18 protein-coding genes and 1 riboswitch are annotated in these 18,958 nt (G+C 36.3%); of the genes, 4 read left to right on the top strand and 14 right to left on the bottom strand.

Annotated features, from left to right (window positions below):
• Positions 1-32 precede the first annotated feature (32 nt).
• Positions 33-1,214: an ArsA family ATPase gene (locus ACFQZ1_RS02505; protein ID WP_377880524.1), complete on the top strand. Its 1,182-nt coding sequence runs from the start codon at positions 33-35 to the stop codon at positions 1,212-1,214.
• A complete protein-coding gene (locus tag ACFQZ1_RS02500) occupies positions 1,207-1,401 on the top strand; it encodes a DUF3926 domain-containing protein (protein WP_377880523.1) in 195 nt (64 codons plus the stop codon). Before ACFQZ1_RS02505 ends, ACFQZ1_RS02500 begins: the two co-directional genes overlap by 8 nt.
• Before the next feature lie 226 nt (positions 1,402-1,627).
• Here ACFQZ1_RS02500 and ACFQZ1_RS02495 read toward each other — a convergent pair whose 3' ends face one another.
• Genes ACFQZ1_RS02495 through ACFQZ1_RS02485 form a run of 3 tightly spaced genes read right to left on the bottom strand, consistent with a single transcriptional unit; the run spans position 1,628 to position 4,184 of the window.
• Complete coding sequence (locus ACFQZ1_RS02495; RefSeq protein ID WP_377880522.1) at positions 1,628-2,482, bottom strand: MetQ/NlpA family ABC transporter substrate-binding protein; 855 nt, start codon at positions 2,480-2,482, stop codon at positions 1,628-1,630.
• Between the two features lie 27 nt (positions 2,483-2,509).
• Positions 2,510-3,175 (bottom strand): methionine ABC transporter permease, encoded by a 666-nt coding sequence (locus ACFQZ1_RS02490; RefSeq protein ID WP_377880521.1) that lies wholly within the window; start codon positions 3,173-3,175, stop codon positions 2,510-2,512.
• Positions 3,165-4,184 carry a methionine ABC transporter ATP-binding protein gene (locus tag ACFQZ1_RS02485; protein ID WP_377880520.1) on the bottom strand — a complete coding sequence of 340 codons (1,020 nt, stop codon included), beginning with the start codon at positions 4,182-4,184 and terminating at the stop codon, positions 3,165-3,167. Before ACFQZ1_RS02485 ends, ACFQZ1_RS02490 begins: the two co-directional genes overlap by 11 nt.
• Before the next feature lie 117 nt (positions 4,185-4,301).
• Positions 4,302-4,408: riboswitch (SAM riboswitch) on the bottom strand.
• Between the two features lie 195 nt (positions 4,409-4,603).
• On the opposite strand from ACFQZ1_RS02485, the gene ACFQZ1_RS02480 reads away from it, so the two are divergent.
• On the top strand, positions 4,604-5,161 hold the full coding sequence (locus ACFQZ1_RS02480; RefSeq protein WP_377880519.1) for a cysteine hydrolase family protein: 558 nt from the start codon (positions 4,604-4,606) through the stop codon (positions 5,159-5,161).
• A gap of 459 nt (positions 5,162-5,620) precedes the next feature.
• Here ACFQZ1_RS02480 and ACFQZ1_RS02475 read toward each other — a convergent pair whose 3' ends face one another.
• From ACFQZ1_RS02475 to ACFQZ1_RS02445, 7 genes are read right to left on the bottom strand one after another with little or no spacing between them, the layout of a single operon-like run.
• Positions 5,621-6,619 (bottom strand): histidinol phosphate phosphatase domain-containing protein, encoded by a 999-nt coding sequence (locus tag ACFQZ1_RS02475; protein ID WP_377880518.1) that lies wholly within the window; start codon positions 6,617-6,619, stop codon positions 5,621-5,623.
• Complete coding sequence (locus ACFQZ1_RS02470) at positions 6,609-7,412, bottom strand: DeoR/GlpR family DNA-binding transcription regulator (RefSeq protein ID WP_377880517.1); 804 nt, start codon at positions 7,410-7,412, stop codon at positions 6,609-6,611. Before ACFQZ1_RS02470 ends, ACFQZ1_RS02475 begins: the two co-directional genes overlap by 11 nt.
• Positions 7,409-8,413: an ABC transporter ATP-binding protein gene (locus ACFQZ1_RS02465; protein ID WP_377880515.1), complete on the bottom strand. Its 1,005-nt coding sequence runs from the start codon at positions 8,411-8,413 to the stop codon at positions 7,409-7,411. The genes ACFQZ1_RS02470 and ACFQZ1_RS02465 overlap by 4 nt, the downstream gene beginning before the upstream one ends.
• A 1-nt stretch (position 8,414) precedes the next feature.
• Entirely contained in the window at positions 8,415-9,194 is a 780-nt protein-coding gene (locus ACFQZ1_RS02460) for an ABC transporter permease (RefSeq protein WP_377880514.1), read from the bottom strand.
• Positions 9,191-10,036 (bottom strand): ABC transporter permease, encoded by an 846-nt coding sequence (locus ACFQZ1_RS02455; protein WP_377880513.1) that lies wholly within the window; start codon positions 10,034-10,036, stop codon positions 9,191-9,193. The genes ACFQZ1_RS02460 and ACFQZ1_RS02455 overlap by 4 nt, the downstream gene beginning before the upstream one ends.
• A gap of 36 nt (positions 10,037-10,072) precedes the next feature.
• On the bottom strand, positions 10,073-10,906 hold the full coding sequence (locus tag ACFQZ1_RS02450) for an alkaline phosphatase family protein (RefSeq protein WP_377880512.1): 834 nt from the start codon (positions 10,904-10,906) through the stop codon (positions 10,073-10,075).
• On the bottom strand, positions 10,896-11,993 hold the full coding sequence (locus tag ACFQZ1_RS02445) for an ABC transporter substrate-binding protein (RefSeq protein WP_377880511.1): 1,098 nt from the start codon (positions 11,991-11,993) through the stop codon (positions 10,896-10,898). The genes ACFQZ1_RS02450 and ACFQZ1_RS02445 overlap by 11 nt, the downstream gene beginning before the upstream one ends.
• Before the next feature lie 350 nt (positions 11,994-12,343).
• Here ACFQZ1_RS02445 and ACFQZ1_RS02440 point away from each other — a divergent pair, with 350 nt between their 5' ends.
• Positions 12,344-12,757, top strand: coding sequence for a PH domain-containing protein (locus ACFQZ1_RS02440; protein WP_377880510.1), 414 nt, complete (start codon positions 12,344-12,346; stop codon positions 12,755-12,757).
• Between the two features lie 194 nt (positions 12,758-12,951).
• On the opposite strand, the gene pruA is transcribed toward ACFQZ1_RS02440, so the two are convergent.
• From pruA to ligA, 4 genes are all read right to left on the bottom strand, one after another.
• On the bottom strand, positions 12,952-14,499 hold the full coding sequence (gene pruA / locus ACFQZ1_RS02435) for an L-glutamate gamma-semialdehyde dehydrogenase (protein ID WP_377880509.1): 1,548 nt from the start codon (positions 14,497-14,499) through the stop codon (positions 12,952-12,954).
• 158 nt (positions 14,500-14,657) lie between these two features.
• Positions 14,658-15,428 carry a TSUP family transporter gene (locus ACFQZ1_RS02430; protein ID WP_377880508.1) on the bottom strand — a complete coding sequence of 257 codons (771 nt, stop codon included), beginning with the start codon at positions 15,426-15,428 and terminating at the stop codon, positions 14,658-14,660.
• A 318-nt stretch (positions 15,429-15,746) separates the two neighbouring features.
• The gene (locus ACFQZ1_RS02425; RefSeq protein WP_377880507.1) at positions 15,747-16,928 is read right to left on the bottom strand and encodes a CamS family sex pheromone protein; all 1,182 of its coding nucleotides are present in this window, start codon (positions 16,926-16,928) and stop codon (positions 15,747-15,749) included.
• A gap of 16 nt (positions 16,929-16,944) precedes the next feature.
• Entirely contained in the window at positions 16,945-18,954 is a 2,010-nt protein-coding gene (gene ligA, locus ACFQZ1_RS02420; protein ID WP_377880506.1) for an NAD-dependent DNA ligase LigA, read from the bottom strand.
• Between the last annotated feature and the right edge of the window lie 4 nt (positions 18,955-18,958).

The raw sequence follows: 18,958 nt of genomic DNA, 5'->3' as shown, positions 1-18,958 counted from the left end.
TAATATTCGACTACCGAAATAAAGGGGATATGATGATGAGAATTATTTTGTACACAGGTAAAGGCGGCGTAGGAAAAACTAGTATTTCAGCAGCAACGGCACTTCAAAGTGCTAAACAAGGATTAAAAACATTAGTGATGAGCACCGATCCAGCTCATAGTTTAGGAGATTCGTTCGGCATAAAATTATCTTCTGAGCCACAAGAAATTCGAGAAAATTTATGGGCACAAGAAATTAATACAATCTATGAAATGGAAAAAGGCTGGGGCAAACTGCAAAAATATATTACATTGCTATTCACATCAAAAGCAGCTGACGATATTACAACAGAAGAACTTACTATGTTCCCAGGTATGGAAGATTTAATTAGCTTACTACGTGTATTAGATTACTATAAACAAAAAACATATGATGTCATCATTATTGATTGTGCACCAACCGGTGAAACGTTAGCAATGTTAAGCTTCCCTGATATGCTCGGCTGGTGGATGGAAAAACTCTTTCCAATTAAACGCAAAGTATTAAAGGTTGTACGTCCTGTTGCACAGCCATTGCTCGGTGTCCCGCTTCCTACTGATGATATTATGGATGAATTAACAAATACACTTGAACAACTAGGAGAAATGCGTGATATTTTATCCAACCGAGAAGTAACAAGCATTCGTGTTGTTGTAAATCCAGAAAAAATGGTTATTAAAGAGGCTCAGCGCAGCTTTACGTATTTAAATCTGTACGACTATAACGTTGATGCCATCATGATAAATCGAGTCATCCCTAACACCGTCACAGACTCTTATTTTCAAGCCTGGAAAGATGCGCAAAAGAAATATAAAGCATTAATTCAAGATAGTTTTCAGCCGCTTCCTATTTACGAAGCACCTATGTTTGAACAAGAAGTAGTTGGCTTATCTATGCTAGAGCGTGTTGGCGATGCTTTATTTAAAAGTGATTCTGATCCAACTGCCGTGAAATTCAACGGACGGACGCAATATGTCACAAAAAATGGTGATGAATATACCTTTGTTCTTTCCATCCCATTCTCGAATAAAAGTGAACTCTCTTTAAATCAAAAAGGCGATGAACTTATTATTCGTGCCGGTTCCGTAAAACGAAACATTACATTGCCAAAAACATTAACACATTTGTCCATTCAAGGAGCAAAATTTGAAGGTGATGTACTCAACATTCGATTTGGAGGTGTCGTTCATGCATGAGGATTTATTGCGGAAAATGATTCGGACGAAGCTAGAAATTGGAGGATACGTTATAAACAGATTACCTGCCCCGCTCCATCAGCGAGCAAACGAGGTGCTGAACATGTTTCATGAAGAGTTAACTTCCTATATACAAGAGCAGAAACAACCTGCGGAAACCTCTTTAAAACGTGTGACAATTGAATAAAGTGAAACTTTCATCAGTGGGGGTTTACTGCGCGTTAATGCGGGATAAATATATAAGAAGAGACTAGGAAAAATCCTAGTCTCTTCTACCTATTATACCTAACAAACATGGAATTCTATATTTCACAGAATTTGGGGTACAAAATTAGGGTATTGTCTGTTAGGCGCTATATGTTGAACTAATTATCAGAAGAGGGGGCCCATCTGATAATTAGTTAAACCCAATATTATTTCACAATCTTCTCAATCTCTTTTAATGGAAGATTCACAGAAATAGATCCGCCATTTGTTTCTTTCTTAAGTGCTTCCTCTACTTCTTTTGAATGATATAATTCAATGATTTTTTTGTATGTTGCGTTATCTTTATCTTTCGTACGAGCAGCAAAAATGTTCAAGTATGGTTTTGCACTATCATTCTTTGGATCTTCTAAGAAAATGGAATCTTTAACTGGGTCAAGATTCGCTTGCCCTGCTACACCATTGTTAATAACAGATGCTGCTACGTCTTTTAGTACGCGCGGTGTTTGCTGCGCTACAACCGGTGTGATTTTTAATTTTTTTGGATTTTCAACAATACCACTTGGATCACCAAATAACCCAAAGTCTTTTTTCAGTTTTAATAATCCAGCTGCATCGAGAAGTTTTAACGCGCGAGCTTGGTTTGTTGGATCATTCGGAATTGCAATTTCTGCACCGTTTGGAATTTCGCTTGGTTTCTTATACTTTTCTGAGAATAAACCCATTGGTGCAATTTGTGTTGTACCAATGGCTGTAATATCTAATTTATGCTCTTTTTTAAATTGCTCTAAAAAAGCAATATGTTGAAATGCATTTAGTTCAATGTCTCCATCTGCTAGTGCTTTATTAGGTGTTGTATAGTCAGAAAACTCAACTAACTTAATTTGAATTCCTTCTTTTTCAGCTTTCTTTTTGAGAATATTCCATGATTCTCCATCCGTTCCTGTTACACCAATGCGAACGACTTTTTCCTTCGCTGCTGCTTCTTTTGAATCCTTACCACAACCACTTAATACCGATACACTCACAACCGCCGACAATGCAAATGCTAATAATTTTTTCATTTCATTTCCCTCTTTTCTTATTCTGTTTTATGATCTACGTAAAAATCTCTTCGCAAAATAGTTTCCTAAGTTTTGTGCAACTTGCACAAGAAGAATTAATAATACAACTGTTACAAACATCACGGATGTATCAAAACGCTGATAACCATATGTCATCGACAAGTCGCCAAGACCACCACCGCCAACAAGACCGGCAACTGCTGAAAATTCGATTAACGCAACTGTCATAAACGTAATCCCTAAAATTAATGGGGCTAACGCTTCTGGAACGAGAATCTCAAAAACAATTCTTAGCGGAGAAGCCCCCATCGCTTGAGCTGCCTCAATAACTCCTTTCGGAACAGAAACAAGATTTGTTTCTACCATCCTTGCAATTCCAATAGAAGCAACGAGCGTCATTGGAAAAATCGCAGCAGCCGTTCCAATCGTTGTTCCAATAACAGCACGCGTCACAGGACTAAGAGCTACTAAAAAGATAATGAACGGAATAGGACGAATCGTATTAATAACAATATTAAGGATAGAAAAGACCAGTTTATTTTCTAAAAAATTACCTTTTCTTGTCACATATAAAAGTAAACCTAGAGGTATACCAAGAATTGTAGCGAATATAAGGGTAGCAATAACCATTAATACCGTATCTCCAGTCGCATCTACAATCCGTGGCCAAAATGTACTCCAATCAACTCGCATGACTTTCAACCTCCCTCAACTGAACTTGCAAGCGCAGATGATGAATTGCCTTCTGAATTTCTTTTGACTCCCCTTGTAATTCAACGAGAAGATTTCCAAATAAAATGCCTTGTAGTTCAATAATATTTCCATAGAGTACATTTACATCAACGTTATAATGTTTGGCAATATAAGATAATAGCGGCTGTCCTGTTGCTTCACCAGTAAATGTTATACGATAAATGAGGCCTCCACTTTGAATTTTAGCAATCACGCTCTCTGGTAAGTGATCATTAATAACAGACCTTACAAAGTTTTGCGTCGTTTTTGTTTTTGGGCTTGTAAACACATCGAAAATCGTGCCTTCTTCAATCACCTTTCCCTTTTCCATAACAGCAACCCGGTGGCAAATTTCTTTTACAACTTGCATCTCATGTGTAATGAGAAGAATCGTAACTTTATATTCTTTATTTACCTTTTTTAAAAGATTTAAAATTTCTGACGTTGTCTCTGGATCCAATGCTGATGTAGCTTCATCACAAATTAGTACATCTGGGTATGTAGCAAGTGCTCTTGCGATGCCAACGCGCTGTTTCTGTCCTCCAGATAATTGCTCTGGATAATAATTCGCCTTATCTTCTAACCCGACAAATTGTAATAATTCTGTTACTCGCCTTTTAATTTCATTCTTTGGTAACTTCGCTAATTTGAGCGGATAAGCAATATTTCCATACACAGTTCGTGAACTGAACAAATTAAAGCTTTGAAAGATCATCCCAATCCTTTGACGCAACTGTCGTAACTCTTTTGTCGATAACAATGTAATGTCTTTCCCATCAATGGACACAATACCTGATGTTGGATGCTCTAACATATTGACTAAACGTAATAGTGTACTTTTCCCAGCGCCACTAAAACCGATAATACCGAAAATTTCACCTTGCTCAATCGTTAAGGATACATCTTCTACCGCATGTACAGATTGACCGCTCGACTCATACACTTTACTCACTCTGTCGAATGAAATCATCCTATTCCCTCCTATTCTCTGTAACAACCTGAAGTCATTCTTAAGGCAAATAAAAAATGCCCTTCTTCTTATCCAATTTCATAAGAAGAAGGGCATTTGAATATGCGCACTCACATCTTCTTATCTTTCAAGCTTCAAAAAGCTTGCTGGAATTAGCACGGTATTCAAAAGAATCCGTTGCTGAGGTATCATAGGGCCAGTCCCTCCACCTCTCTGGATAAGAATTCATATCGATTTAGTTGTCATTTAATTAGTTTTCATTATAAAACTCTGAAAAGTAAGAGTCAACAAAAAAATTAAACTTTTCAGTTTTAATTTAATGTAAATTTCTTTATCTCACATTTTTCTAAAAGGAAAACTCCCCAAAATAATGGAATAATTAAACGAATACAAAATCGAAACTGGGGGCTGTAACTGAAATGAAAACTGCTCTTTTACTCGTTGATATCCAAAATGATTATTTTCCAAACGGAAAAATGGAACTGCGCAATGCTAGCGAAGCGTGCGAATATGCAAAACGCATACTTCAACATTTCCGTGAAACAAATCAGCCTATTTTTCATATCCAACATGTTTCCACTCGCGAAAATGCAACATTTTTTCTTCCAAATACAGAAGGCGTACACATTCATGAGAATGTTCGTCCTTTGCAGCACGAAACAGTCATACTGAAGCATTATCCAAATAGCTTTCGAGAAACTTCATTATTACAGGAATTACAAGATTTACAAATCGAGCAAGTCGTTATATGCGGTATGATGACACATATGTGCATTGATGCTACAGTACGAGCCGCCTTTGATTTTGGCTTTACATGTACAGTAATACACGATGCGTGTGCAACGAAAGACTTAATCTTTAAAAATGTGTCTATTCCAGCTGTATATATTCACAATACAATTCTAGCTTCCTTAAATGAAGTGTATGCTGAGTTAATTAGCACAGAAGAGTTTATAAAGCGCGAAAAATCCCTTTAGACTTAATGAGGATATTAAAAAAACCTACTTCGACACAAAAAGAAAATAATTACCCATCATACATGGTTAATTGGGACAAACACCCTTTCAAATTACAATATAAATTCGTATTCTAGCACATTTTTAATTCCTATAACTCTATATTCTTATCAAGATGCACAAAAAGAAACACCGCCTTCAGCGAGCAAACTGAAAGCGGTGTCTTCTTGTCTAATCATAGATTTTCCTTCAAGTTGTATTATACAGGAAATATGTGAAATTTATACAGAGAAATACTACAAAATATAATATATTTTCTACAAATATAACGTATTTTTAATAAAAATGTTAAAAACTAAGCAGATTCAATATATATTCACTCTTTTTATTGTAATTCCTAATAGAAATAGTTTTAGACTACAGGTACTAAGTAAAGTCCCATGGTCCGTCAATACGAAGATAAAACCTTTTTCATGTTTCTTATCCTAAAGGTCTCATAATTCTTTCCCGTTGTTCAAATGTAGCAATTTCCCTTATTCCTTTTCCCAAAAGCATTTCCGTATTTTTCTCTACATATGCCCCTAAATCATCAGGGAAATGAGAATCCGAAGATGTCGTAAATGCTACTCCTTCTTGAACTAAAATATCTAAAAAGGTTGGACTTGGACACATTTCTTTCACAGGATAACGATAATATAATCCCGCATTAATCTCAGTTGCTGTATTTGTTTCGATTAACGCTCTCGCAACTTCTTTATAATGCGAAAGGAGAAGATTCTCGTCCGGCCGGAATTTAAAAACTTTTAAATTATCAAGATGAGCAACAAAATCAAATAGTTCACTTCGAATTGCCTTTTCTACTACATGGAAGAAGTCCTTATATAATTCTACTAAATTATAATTATAAAAATGCTCTTGAGTATCAGGATTATCAAAGCCCCATCCATATATATAATGAACAGAACCAATTACATAATCCCAATCGTATGCTCCAAGCAACTCTTTCAGTTCTTTCTCTCCGCCAGGAAAATAATCTGCCTCCATTCCAAGGCGCAGCTTTACTCCTTCTTTTTCCCAGGTTACTTTTGCATCTGTAATAGCTTGTACAAATTCGTCCATAGATTGTGTCATAACTTGATCTAGCCATAATCGTTGCTTTCTTCCAATTTCCGTATCACTCAAGTCCAAATACCGCTCAAAATACGAACGAGTTTCTTTAAAACGATATAAATGATCTACAATTCCAACTTCGCTTAACCCTTTTCTCTTTGCCTCTTGTAAATATAAATCAAGCCAAGATGCATCATATGCACCTTTTTGAAGGCGATGTCCCAATCGTTCCATGCTTTTATTCAACCATTCTAGCGTATGATACTTCTCCTCAATTGGACTAAAATGATTTAAAGCAATATTTGTACGATTAAGCCAGCGTAATGAATAGGGCCCTTCTTCTAAATGTAAATGATAATCAACTTTCATAGTGCTCTCCACCTTTGACAATAATCCATTGCAACATCGTATCTAGCTGGTTTTTTCTCCATGCATACGGCATATCTTGATCACAAATGATATAATCAACCGCCGCCAATGGGCAAATACGATAAAATGATTTTGTATCCACTTTAGAAGAATCAGCCAATACAAATATTTGGCTCGCTTGCTTTACCGTTGCAGCAGAAACAATAGCCTCTTCCAAATCATAGTCACTCACATCTGTCTGTGTAATTCCTCCGCATGAAAGAAATACTTTATCAAATTGAAACTCCTGTAGAATTTTACATGTTAAAGAACCGGTAATTGATTTTTGCTCAGGATTTAATACTCCCCCAAGAATAATAACCTTCCCATCGAAATGTTTCTCTTCTAATCGTTGATTTAAAATATCGGCTACCGCTAATGAGTTTGTAACGATAGTAACTCGCTGTACATCTTGTATAGAATGAGCTAAATGGATGGTTGTTGTTCCTATATCAATCATTACAGTATCTCCATCTTGAATAAACTGTGCAGCCCTTTTTCCAATCTCCTGTTTCAAATCGTAAAATACATTCATTTTCTGACTAAAATGAGGTTCATTATTCGTTTGATGATAGTTAACCGCACCGCCATGTACTCTTTTCAGTTTTTTCTCTTTTTCTAAAATATCTAAGTCTCTTCTAATTGTTTCCGGTGTTACTCCTAAACTTTTAGCAAGAGAAGCGACAATAATCTTTTTTTCTCGTTCTAACTGATCTAAAATATATTGGTGACGCTCGAGTAATGATAAATTCATATCAGTGGAATCACATCCTCTTTACTAATGTATAATTTTTTCAGTTCATTTTCTTGTAAGATCTCTCTAGTGCTATGAAGATGCTCAGCTGTTATCGTTACATTGTTAGAGCACAATTCGTAGCGTGTAACATTTCCAAGCATCATAACCTTATGAATTTTCCCAGAAATCGTATAGGTATTTGATTGGCATTCAGGGCTAAACACTTCCGGACGTATAGCATATAAGTCATGTGTAAACTCTTCTGTATCCCCTATTAACAACTTCATTTCATTTCTCGTTAATACATTATAATTCCCGATAAATCTAGCCACAAATTCATTGGTAGGATGAGTATAAATTTCATGCGGTGTACCACTTTGGGCAATATATCCTGCATTTAAAATGTAAATTTTATCACTAACAGCCATTGCCTCTTCTTGATCATGTGTAACTAGTACAGTCGTCATATTTAATTCTTGTTGAATAGATTTCAACAGCTTCTGTAAGCTTTTACGAATTTGTGCATCTAACGCGCTCAACGGTTCGTCTAAAAGCAACACTTTCGGTTCTGTTACAAGAGAGCGAGCTAATGCAACCCTTTGTTGTTGTCCCCCAGATAATTCCCTCGGATAAGATCGTTCTTTTCCTTGTAAGCCGACAAGAGTAATCATACGGGATACTTTTTGGCGAATCGTCTCTTTGTCCATTTTTTTCATCTTTAACCCGAACGCTACATTTTCTTCTACAGTCATATTTGGAAATAATGCATATGCTTGAAATACCATCCCTACTTGGCGGTCTTTCGGTTTTGCATTTGTCACATCTTTTCCGTCAATTTGAATTGTACCGCTGTCCATTTCTGTTAACCCTGCTAAAGTGCGAAGCAATGTACTTTTCCCGCAACCGCTTGGCCCTAATAACGTTACAAATTCGCCTTCTTTAAAAGAAAGAGAGACATCATGCAGAACTGTTTGATTATGAAAGGACTTCGTAAGGTTTTCTATTGTGACATAACTCATATTACACTGTCTCCTTTTTGATACGTGTCATTTTTACAATAATTGTTGAAAGGATACACATTAAAAAGAAATAGCAAACTACAATAGCACTCGCAATGTGCCCACTTTTACTTAAATTTTGATACAAATACGTTTGAATCGTTTCGAAACGCCCCCCGACAAGCAAGTTAATTAATACAAATTCGCCAAACAACATAGAGAATGACAAGAGAGACGATACTAAAAGCCCCGATAAAATGTTAGGTACAATGATTTTCATAAATGCCGTAAAGCGACTGGCTCCCAACATTTCTGCTGCTTCCATCAATGATTTTGCATGTATTGTCCGTAAACTATTTCGTGTTCCTTGATACATATAAGGAAGAATTGTAACAAAGTAAGCTCCAACAACTACTAATACCATCGAAATTCCGCTGCTTGAATAAGAACGGATTAAACCTACGCCAATAATGACACCGGGCATTGCATACGTCATGATAATAAGCGCTTGTACAAACTTTTCTAATCTAGGTGCATATACAACAATTGAAAATATTGCAGGCACCATAATGATAATTGCTAATACAGTGGACCCTAATGATAATAATAAAGATCGTCCAAAAGCTTCTATAAAACGCATATCGCTAAATAAATTACTATACCACTGCAACGTCAGCCCTTCTGGCAATATTGTTCTATTCCAATTTGTCGCAAAAGAATATAGAATTGTTGCAAGCAACGGAATAAATAAATACAAAAAAACGATTCCTATTGTAACGTAATGATTAAACGGTCGTTTCAAGATAAATCCCTCCGAATTTTACGAGTTAACCATTCATTAATTAACATCGCTACTACCAGTACTAAACCTAAAAGAACCGCTAATGCACTGCCTAGTTCAGGACGGGCGAATATATCTCCTGAAACTAAAGCTCCTACTCGAATTGTCACAAGGTTATACGTACTTCCAGTTAACGCATAAGCCGAAGCATATGCTCCCATTGCATTGGCGAACAAAATGCTAAATGTCCCCGCAATACTTGGCAATATAACCGGCAAGCCAATTCGTAACCAGAATTGATAAGAAGATGCCCCAAGCAATGCAGCTGCTTCTTTCCATTGTTTTTGAATTCCTGCATAAATTGGATAAAGAAGCATGATTCCTAACGGTAATTGAAAATAAATATAAATGAATACAAGTCCTGACCAAGAATATAAGTGGAAGGAGCTTAACGTATCCCACCCCAAATGTTGAAACAATAACATAAACAATCCACTATTCCCTAATAAAACAATGAAAGCGAAGGCTAAAGGCACACCTGCAAAGTTAGATGTCAAGTTCGCAAAAATTAAAATTCGATCTTGTATTTTTTTAGGAAAAAGAGTAATTGAGTACGTAGCAAACACAGAAATTACAATCGCAATAAAACTTGAAACAATCGAAATCAAAATACTGTTTTTAAATGCTTGATGATAATAAGAATTCTTAAATACTTCTATATAATTAGAAACGGTGAAACCATTTCCTCCTGTTTGTTGAAAGCTTCCATAAATCATAGAAATGAGGGGAACAAATAAAAATAATACAATCAATAAAAAGAACGGAATAAGACTTGCTATAAGCATTCCATTAATACGTTTCAAATTTAAAACTCCTCTCTTAAAAGAAGAGGCGTCTTCTTAAACGAAAGACGCCTTCTTTACACCAGGAATAGCTAAATTTTGCATACGGTGTGACGACTGAATTCCAAGTAGATTACAAACTAAAGGAGCAATTTGTAATTGAGGAATTTCCTCCTCATATATTCCTGTTGTCACTTTATCACTAATGATAAACAACGGAACATCACGATCAGCTGCCGTTGTTCCCCCATGATTACCGTCATCATTCATTCCATGATCTGCAGTGATAATTACTTGATACCCAGCTTCTATCCAAGCCGGTAAGATATTTGCTAAAATAACATCTACAGCAATAACCCGATTACGATACTTATCTGAATCCGCTGTAAATTTATGTCCGTCATCATCTACATTCATAGAGTGAACATATAAAAAATCTGGTTGATATGTTCGCAGTAAGTAATTCGCATCCGCAAACAAATGTGTATCTGGATAATGATCTTCCCAATAGAAAATGCCTTTTTCAATCGGGCGGGAATCGTCCAATTGAATACGATCCGTTTCAGGATGAAACGGCGCTTTATTATATAGCTCACTTACCCAATAATACGAAGCCGTTGCATTTGTTAAACCATGTTTTTTCGTTAAATGAAACAAACTTTCTTGATTTGATAAACGAACTACATGATTTGTTGTAATACCATTTTCATAAGCTGGAGTACCTGTCAACAACACCTCATATAAAGGACGAGACATCGATGGTAATTCTGATTTCACTTTATATCTTGCTGCTTTTCCCTTTTCAACAAGGTGATGCAGGTAACCCATTTGCATCACCGCAGTGTCGTAACGCAAACCATCAATCATAATAAATGCAAGTTTATTTGACATACGTTAACACCTTCTCTTGCCATAATTGCGGTAATTGTTTTGTTACATCTTCCCAAGCTTTTTCATCTGCTACGTGTCGTACATTTTTGTACATTGTATCTGGGAGAAGCTTTGCCTTTACATCTGCAGGAAGCTTCACATTTTCACGAATTGGACGAGCATATCCACTAGCTAAATTGATCTGCCCTTTATCTGATAAAATTTGCTCACGCGCTAACATAGCTGAGTATGGATGTTTTGTATACTTATTGATAATCGTAGCATAACCAGACATAACAGACGTTTCTTCTGGAATCACTACGTCAAAACGATTTGGATCAATTTTATCGCGATATCCTAGTGCATTAAAATCCCAAACGATTGCAACATCAACTTCTCCTTTTTCTAAAGCAGCTAAGTTAGGCTCGGCTGTACCTAAGCGTCCTTGTTTAGCTAGTTTTTGGAAGAAATCAATACCTGGCTCGATATTCTTTTCATCCCCACCATTTGCATAAGCTGCGGCTAATACCCCAAATTGTGCTTGATTTGCTTTTTGCACATCACCGATTGTTACCTTGTAATCTCCTTTTTCAAGATCTTTCCATGATTTTGGTGGATTTTTCACTTTATTCTTATCTGTAATAAAGGCAAGCGTTCCTGTATACCCTACTACCCAATGGCCATCCTTATCTTTTGCCCATTCAGGTATATCATTCCAATAGGATGTTTTATACGGTAATGTTAATCCTTTTTCTTTTGCTAATGGACCAAAAGCAATACCAACATCACCAATATCCCCTGTTGCATCATTCTTTTCCGATTCGAACTTCGCTAACTCTTCAGCGCTCGACATATCTGTATCTGTATGTTTAAGGCCGTACTCTTTATTCAGGTCATCCCAAGTTCCTTTCCAGTTTGCCCATGCATCAGGCATCCCTACTGAATTGACCTCTCCCTCTTTTTTCGCCTTCTCTACAATTTCTTGAAGCGAAAGCTTATTATAATCAATTGCTTTTGCCTCTTTTTCTTCTTTACTTGAACATCCTGCAAACATAGAAACTGCTAACGCACCTGCTGTTACGATCTTCCAAATCGATTTTTTATTCATATAAAAGTCAGTCTCCCTTTTTGTTTTATTGTTTGTTTGCTTTTGTTTACACTTCAAATAATAATAAACAAATATGAAGCAAAAATAAAAAACTTGTAAATGTTTAGTTTTTTAATCGTTAAGAAATTGTAAATTCATAAAATTATTTGTACCTTTTAAAGGTTGGATGTAATGATTCAAAGGCATTTCACTCATACATCTTGAACAAGTTTGAATTTTCCGATATTACGGAGCGTAGCAACAACAAAGCATCTATAACCAAAAGGGGTGTAGAAATTTAAATATTTCCAATTCATGAAACTTATAGGTTAGTAAGAGTATATAGCTATTAGAGACAGGAGAGGGTGTAATTGTATTTTCCATCCAAAAAAGATTTATGGTTATATCCCATTTATTTTGGCTGCATAATTGCTTGTTTTGTTCCATTATTTATAAGAAGAGACTACGAGGCTCTTTTTTTTACAATACCTTTTGCAATTTTGTTAATTTGGAGTTGGTTTACAACAGGATATAAAATAAATAACGAACTACTAATCATCCAAAATGGGCCGATAAAAAAGAGAATTCCAATAAAAGATATAAAAAAAATTACACAAACAAAAAATCCGTTAGCATCTTCCGCGCTTTCAATTCATAGGCTTGAAATCATTTATGACTCTAATTTTGGAATGGCACTTGTATCTCCAAAGGATAAACAAAAATTTGCATCTTTGTTGGAAAGCATGAATCCACAAATTGAGGTGGAAATCCGGTTAAATCAATAAACTTTTGGAGTGATTTTGAGAATCACTCTATTTTTATCCCTATTAACAACACTATTATTTAACTCATATTCTACTAAGCTAACATATCTGTTCATGAAAACAGTGGTACTTACTATTTTATGTACATTGCAACTTTCAAAATAACACGAACAAAAAAGACCTTCCCACTAAGGAGAAGGTCTTTCCTATACTTCTTATAGAGTTTCAGAAGTAGTTTTTGCTTGCATATGAAGTGCTAAGTAGTCAGGGCCACCAGCTTTAGAGTCTGTACCAGACATATTAAAGCCACCGAATGGTTGGTAACCTACGATTGCACCAGTACATCCACGGTTGAAGTATAAGTTACCAACGTGGAAGTCTTCACGTGCTTTTTCAATGTGTTCACGGTTATTAGAAACAACAGCTCCTGTTAAACCGTATTCTGTATTGTTCGCAATTGCAAGTGCATGATCAAAGTCTTTTGCTTTGCAGAATGCTACAACTGGTCCGAAGATTTCTTCTTTCATTAGACGAGCATCTTCTGCAACGTCAGCGATGATTGTTGGTTTAATGAACCAACCTTTAGAATCATCACCTTCGCCACCTGCTACAAGTTTACCTTCTTCTTTACCAATAACAACGTAGCTCATTACTTTATCGAATGCAGCTTGGTCGTTAACTGGTCCCATGTTTGTACCTTGTACAGTTGGGTTTCCTACTGTTAATTCATTTGTTAATTCAATCGCACGATTTAATACTTGATCGTATACATCTTCATGGATTACAGCACGAGAACATGCAGAACATTTTTGTCCTGAGAAACCAAATGCAGATGCAACGATAGATTTTGCTGCTAATTCAAGATCTGCTTCTTTATCAACAACGATTGTATCTTTACCGCCCATTTCAGCGATAACACGTTTTAACCAAATTTGTCCTGGATTTACTTTTGCTGCGCGTTCGTAAATACGAATACCAACATCGCGTGATCCAGTGAAGCTGATGAAGCGTGTACGAGGATGATCAACTAAGTAATCTCCAACTTCAGATCCGCTACCAGGAATGAAGTTTACTACGCCTGCTGGTAAGCCAGCTTCTTCTAATACTTCCATAAACTTCGCTGCTACTACAGGTGTCGTACTAGCTGGTTTTAATAACACAGTGTTACCAGATACTAATGCAGCTGTTGTCATACCTGCCATGATTGCAAATGGGAAGTTCCAAGGAGAAATGATAACACCTACTCCTAATGGAATGTAAGAGAAACGATTATATTCAATTGCACGGCTTTCTACTGGAATGCCATCTTTTAATTTCAACATTTGACGACCATAATACTCCATGAAGTCGATTGCTTCCGCTGTATCAGCATCTGCCTCATTCCATGGTTTACCTGCTTCTTTCACAAGAATTGCGGAAAACTCATGTTTTCTGCGGCGAACGATTGCAGCTGCGCGGAATAAAATGTCTGCGCGCATTTCTGGCTTCGTTTTTCTCCAAGTTTGGAATGTTTCATCCGCTACTTGCATTGCTTTTTCTGCTAATTCACGACTTGCTTTTGAAACGCGGCCAACGACTTCTTCTTTATTTGCAGGATTTACAGAAACGATTTTATCGTCTGTAGTGACCTTTTCTCCCCCAATAATTAATGGATAGTCTTGTCCAAGATAAGATTCTACTTTCTTTAAACCTTCTTCAAACGCTACTTTGTTTGCCTCTACTGTAAAATCTGTAAATGGCTCATGTTTGTATGCTACTACCATTATTTTAGCCTCCCCTTAGAAAAAAACGTTTACATAATACAACATTATTCTACACGATAATTTAGATTTGTTCAAATATTCTTAGACTTATATTTTTAAAATTAAATAATTTTTTAAATATAATAAATAAAAAAACAACAGGATGCATATGCATCCTGTTAGAAAATATGAACGTATTCCCAAAAGTTTTTCCCAATTAACAAAATGGTTACGGCCAAAAATAAAATTCGTATATATCCTACACCCTTTTGAACAGCAAATCTTGAACCGAAATATGCCCCTGCAATCATTGATAAACCCATGATCAAACCATATTTAAACTGAATTGCGCCTAAAAATAAAAATGTAATCAATGATACAATATTACTAACAAAATTTAAAACTCGACCAGATGCTGCTGCACCGATAAAATCCAACCCAATTAATAAAAATGCAAAAATTAAAAATGAACCTGTGCCCGGTCCAAAAAAACCGTCATAAAATCCAAGCATTAAAATGACGAAATAAAATAAAAATGTTTTTCCCTTCGTCATTTTCTTATAGGTAGCTACACTACCCCAATCTTTTTTTAGAATAATATAAATGGCAATTAATACAAGTAAAACTAGCACAAGCGGTCGTAAAACAGCCGGCGGGATGTACTTGACAACAAATGCCCCTGCAATTGCCCCAACAATTGTGAACGGAATGAGCTTTCCTACAATGCGAAAATCTACTTTTTTAGAACGAATAAAATAAACCGTACTCGTAAATGATCCCATTGTTGCTGCCAATTTATTTGTAGCAATAGCCGAAGCCGGCGGCAGCCCAAGAAACATAAGTGCTGGAAGGGAAATTAAACCGCCTCCTCCAACCACAGAGTCGATAAATGACGCTAAAAATCCAAAAGCAATGAGTAGTATAATGACTTGTAAATTTAAATCTTCCATCTGTACTTTCCCTCAATCCCCTTTTTTATTAACAACATTAAAAATTATAACAAAATTTCTACTATAAAGTGAAATTTCCGTAAGTGTTTTTATCCCTCATCTCTCTTCTCTATTTCCCCTAAATCTTGAAGCGGGGGGCTTTACTGTCCGCGAATAGCGGGATAAAAGTGAACACTGAAAAAAGCTGCTTCAACACAAAAAGAAGATAATGATCCATCATATATGGATCATTATCTTCTTCACTTTGTCGATACTTAAATTCAGTTGCTTAAAGTAAATTCTTTTTCAGCCGCTCTTAGGAAAAGGACTGACTTTTTCTTAATCTAAAATTTGGACAAACGGTTTATCTTGCTTCACATCACGAATAATAATCGCTTCTGGACGTTCCACCGACTTAATCGTTACTTGTACTTTAATATAATTAGGGAATTTATCCATAACAACTCCAGATACATATTGTGTAAATCCAATAACTTCCGCTTTTCCACTAAACTGAACTGGAATCTCAAGCTTCATTTCTTTTAATTGACCGTCTTTATAGAATCCCCTGCCAACAACTGCAGTATAATCGTCTTTAAAATACTTCGCTACGTCAGCGTTAAAATTCTTTACGATTGTTGCATCGTCACGATAATCGGTGTCTGCTGCATTCGAAGGGAACAAATAATACTTTTCATCTATCGCTTTCCAATTGTCAACTTTGTCACTGCCTTTATCAACTGTTGCATATGATAAATATGAACCTGGTACAAGTGAAGATTTAGATTCTTGCCTGTAAATCGCAAATGTAATTGGCACATTTTTCAATTCATCTTTCTGTTGCAAAATCGGTAAAATTTCTTGAGCCATTTTTTGACCTTGATCTAGCAATGTTTTATCATCAATTTTTTGTTCACGCGGATAACCGTGTTCTTCTGTATAATAATTAACAGAATTCATCGCAAGGCCAATAACAACTCCGCCTAACTCTGCTTGATTATCTTTTACTTTTAAATAATCTTGCTCTAAAATTTGTGCTAAATAAAGTGGACTCTTTTCATTTCTTGCTGTTAATGTTTCTGATTCTCCGGCTGGTAACTCTGGATTTAAACCATTTGGCAGCTTCTTCTTCGCTACTTTTTCTAAATTAGCTTGTGCCTCAGACGTACGTTTCCTGCCCAATAACGCTTGTATTGTATCTTTATCTAAATACTTTCCGCCCTGCAATACATAATCTTTCGTACTAAATGATTCTTTTGCAATGCGCATTAATCCTGTTTCAAATTCATCAACATCTAAACGACTATTTAATCCTTGGGCAACTAACCCGCGTGCTGAACCTGCGTCAGATGAAGTAACTGCTGTTTTGTAAAAATCATCTGAAATAGAGTATTTCGGAACAACCGCTTGATTTTTGGAATTACCTGTTTTCTCCACAACTTTATCTTCTTTTTTCAAACTAGTGCTACATCCACTGAGAAGTAACCCAAGACTTAACACTGCTAATATCACTTTTTTCATGGTAACTTTGCACCTCTTAATTATTGAGCTCTTGTAAGAACCTCTCTTCATCCCAAATCTCAACGTTATGTTTTTGTGCTTGCGCTAACTTAGAGCCCGCAGCTTCTCCTGCAACGACTAAATCTGTACTTTTGCTCACACTACCTGTGACTTTTCCGCCAAGCGCTTCAATTTTCTTCTTCGCTTCACTGCGCCCCATCACTTCAAGTTTACCAGTTAAAACGACTGTTTTTCCTGTAAAGTAAGACTCAACATTTTCTAAATCTGCTCGTTTTATTCCTTTATAAATCATATTTACGCCATATGATTTAAATTGCTGTAATAGCCCTTGTACATCTTCATTGTCAAAATACGTAACGATAGATTGCGCCATTTTTTCGCCGATCTCATTAATGTTTTTCAGCTCTTCTTCTGTAGCTTTCACTATGTTATCCATCGTTTCATAATGTTCCGCTAATGTACGAGCAGCCTTTGCACCAACGTGGCGAATACCAAGGCCGAACAGTAATCGCTCTAATGAATTGTCTTTTGAAGCTTCAATTGCTTGTACTAGATTTGAAGCAGACTTTTCTCCAAAACGTTCTAGTTGTAATAACTGTTCTTTCGTTAATGTATAAAGATCTGCAAACGTACGAATATAGTTCGCATCGAATAACTGCGTAATTACACGTTCACCTAATCCGTCAATATTCATTGCATTACGTGATACGAAGTGAATTAATCCTTCCCGAATTTGCGCTGGGCATGCTGGATTAATACAACGAAGTGCAACCTCTTCTTCTAAACGAACAAGTTCACTCTCACATGCCGGACAATGCGTTGGCATATGAAACTCTTCTTCTTCCCCTGTGCGGCGGTCTACAATCACATTTACAACTTCAGGAATAATGTCTCCCGCTTTCTTTACAACAACATAGTCGCCAATGCGAATGTCTTTTTCACGAATTAAATCTTCATTGTGCAAAGAAGCACGGCGGACAATTGTTCCTGCAACACGTACTGGTTCTAATTCAGCGGTTGGTGTTACAACACCTGTGCGTCCGACACTTAGTTCAATACCCGTCAGCTTCGTAACAACTTCCTCAGCTGGGAATTTATACGCAATTGCCCATCTCGGACTTTTTGCTGTTGTTCCTAATTCTTCTTGAAGAGACACATCGTCTACTTTAATAACGATACCATCAATTTCATAGTCAAGATGCGGGCGTTTTTCTTGCCAATCTTGTACATAATGAATGACATCATCAATTGTTTCACAAACTTGGCGATTAGGATTTGTTTTAAAACCTAGCTCCCCTAAAAAGTTTAACGATTCACTATGCGATGTAATCGTCTTTCCTTCTAAATCGGCAAGTCCATATACAAATAAAGATAAATTACGCTTTGCCGCAATTTTTGGATCAAGCTGACGCAATGAACCTGCTGCTGCATTACGAGGGTTCGCAAATACAGCTTCACCGTTCTGTTCTTTTTCTTCGTTTAATTTCACAAATGAACGTTTCGGCATGTACGCTTCACCGCGCGCTTCAAGCGTCACTTCTTCTGTTAAACGGAGAGGAATTGCTTTAATTGTTTTTAAATTTTGTGTGATATCCTCACCCGTTATACCATCACCACGAGTTGCCCCTTGAATGAAGCGCCCTTTTTCATAATGAAGGGAAACGGCAAGTCCGTCAATTTTTAATTCGCACACATATCTTACATTTTGCTCGTCAATTCCTTGACGTACCTTGCGATCAAAATCGCGTAAATCTCCTTCATTAAAAGCATTCCCTAAACTTAACATCGGTGATTTATGCGTTACTTTCTCAAAAATATCAAGAACCTCTCCGCCAACGCGAACGGACGGAGAATCTTCTGTAAATAATTCTGGATGTTCTGTTTCTAATTTTATAAGTTTTTGCATATGACGATCATACTCTGCATCGGATACAGATGGATTATCTAGCACATGATACTCATAATTAAACTTATTTAAAATGTCACGAAGCTCTTCAATGCGCTTTTGTGCTGCTTCTTTCGACATAACC

Source organism: Bacillus sp. CGMCC 1.60114 (assembly GCF_042676365.1).
Classification (GTDB): domain Bacteria; phylum Bacillota; class Bacilli; order Bacillales; family Bacillaceae_G; genus Bacillus_A; species Bacillus_A rhizoplanae_A.
The sequence above is the reverse complement of the archived record's forward strand: the minus strand, read 5'-3'. Positions and strand labels throughout refer to the sequence as shown.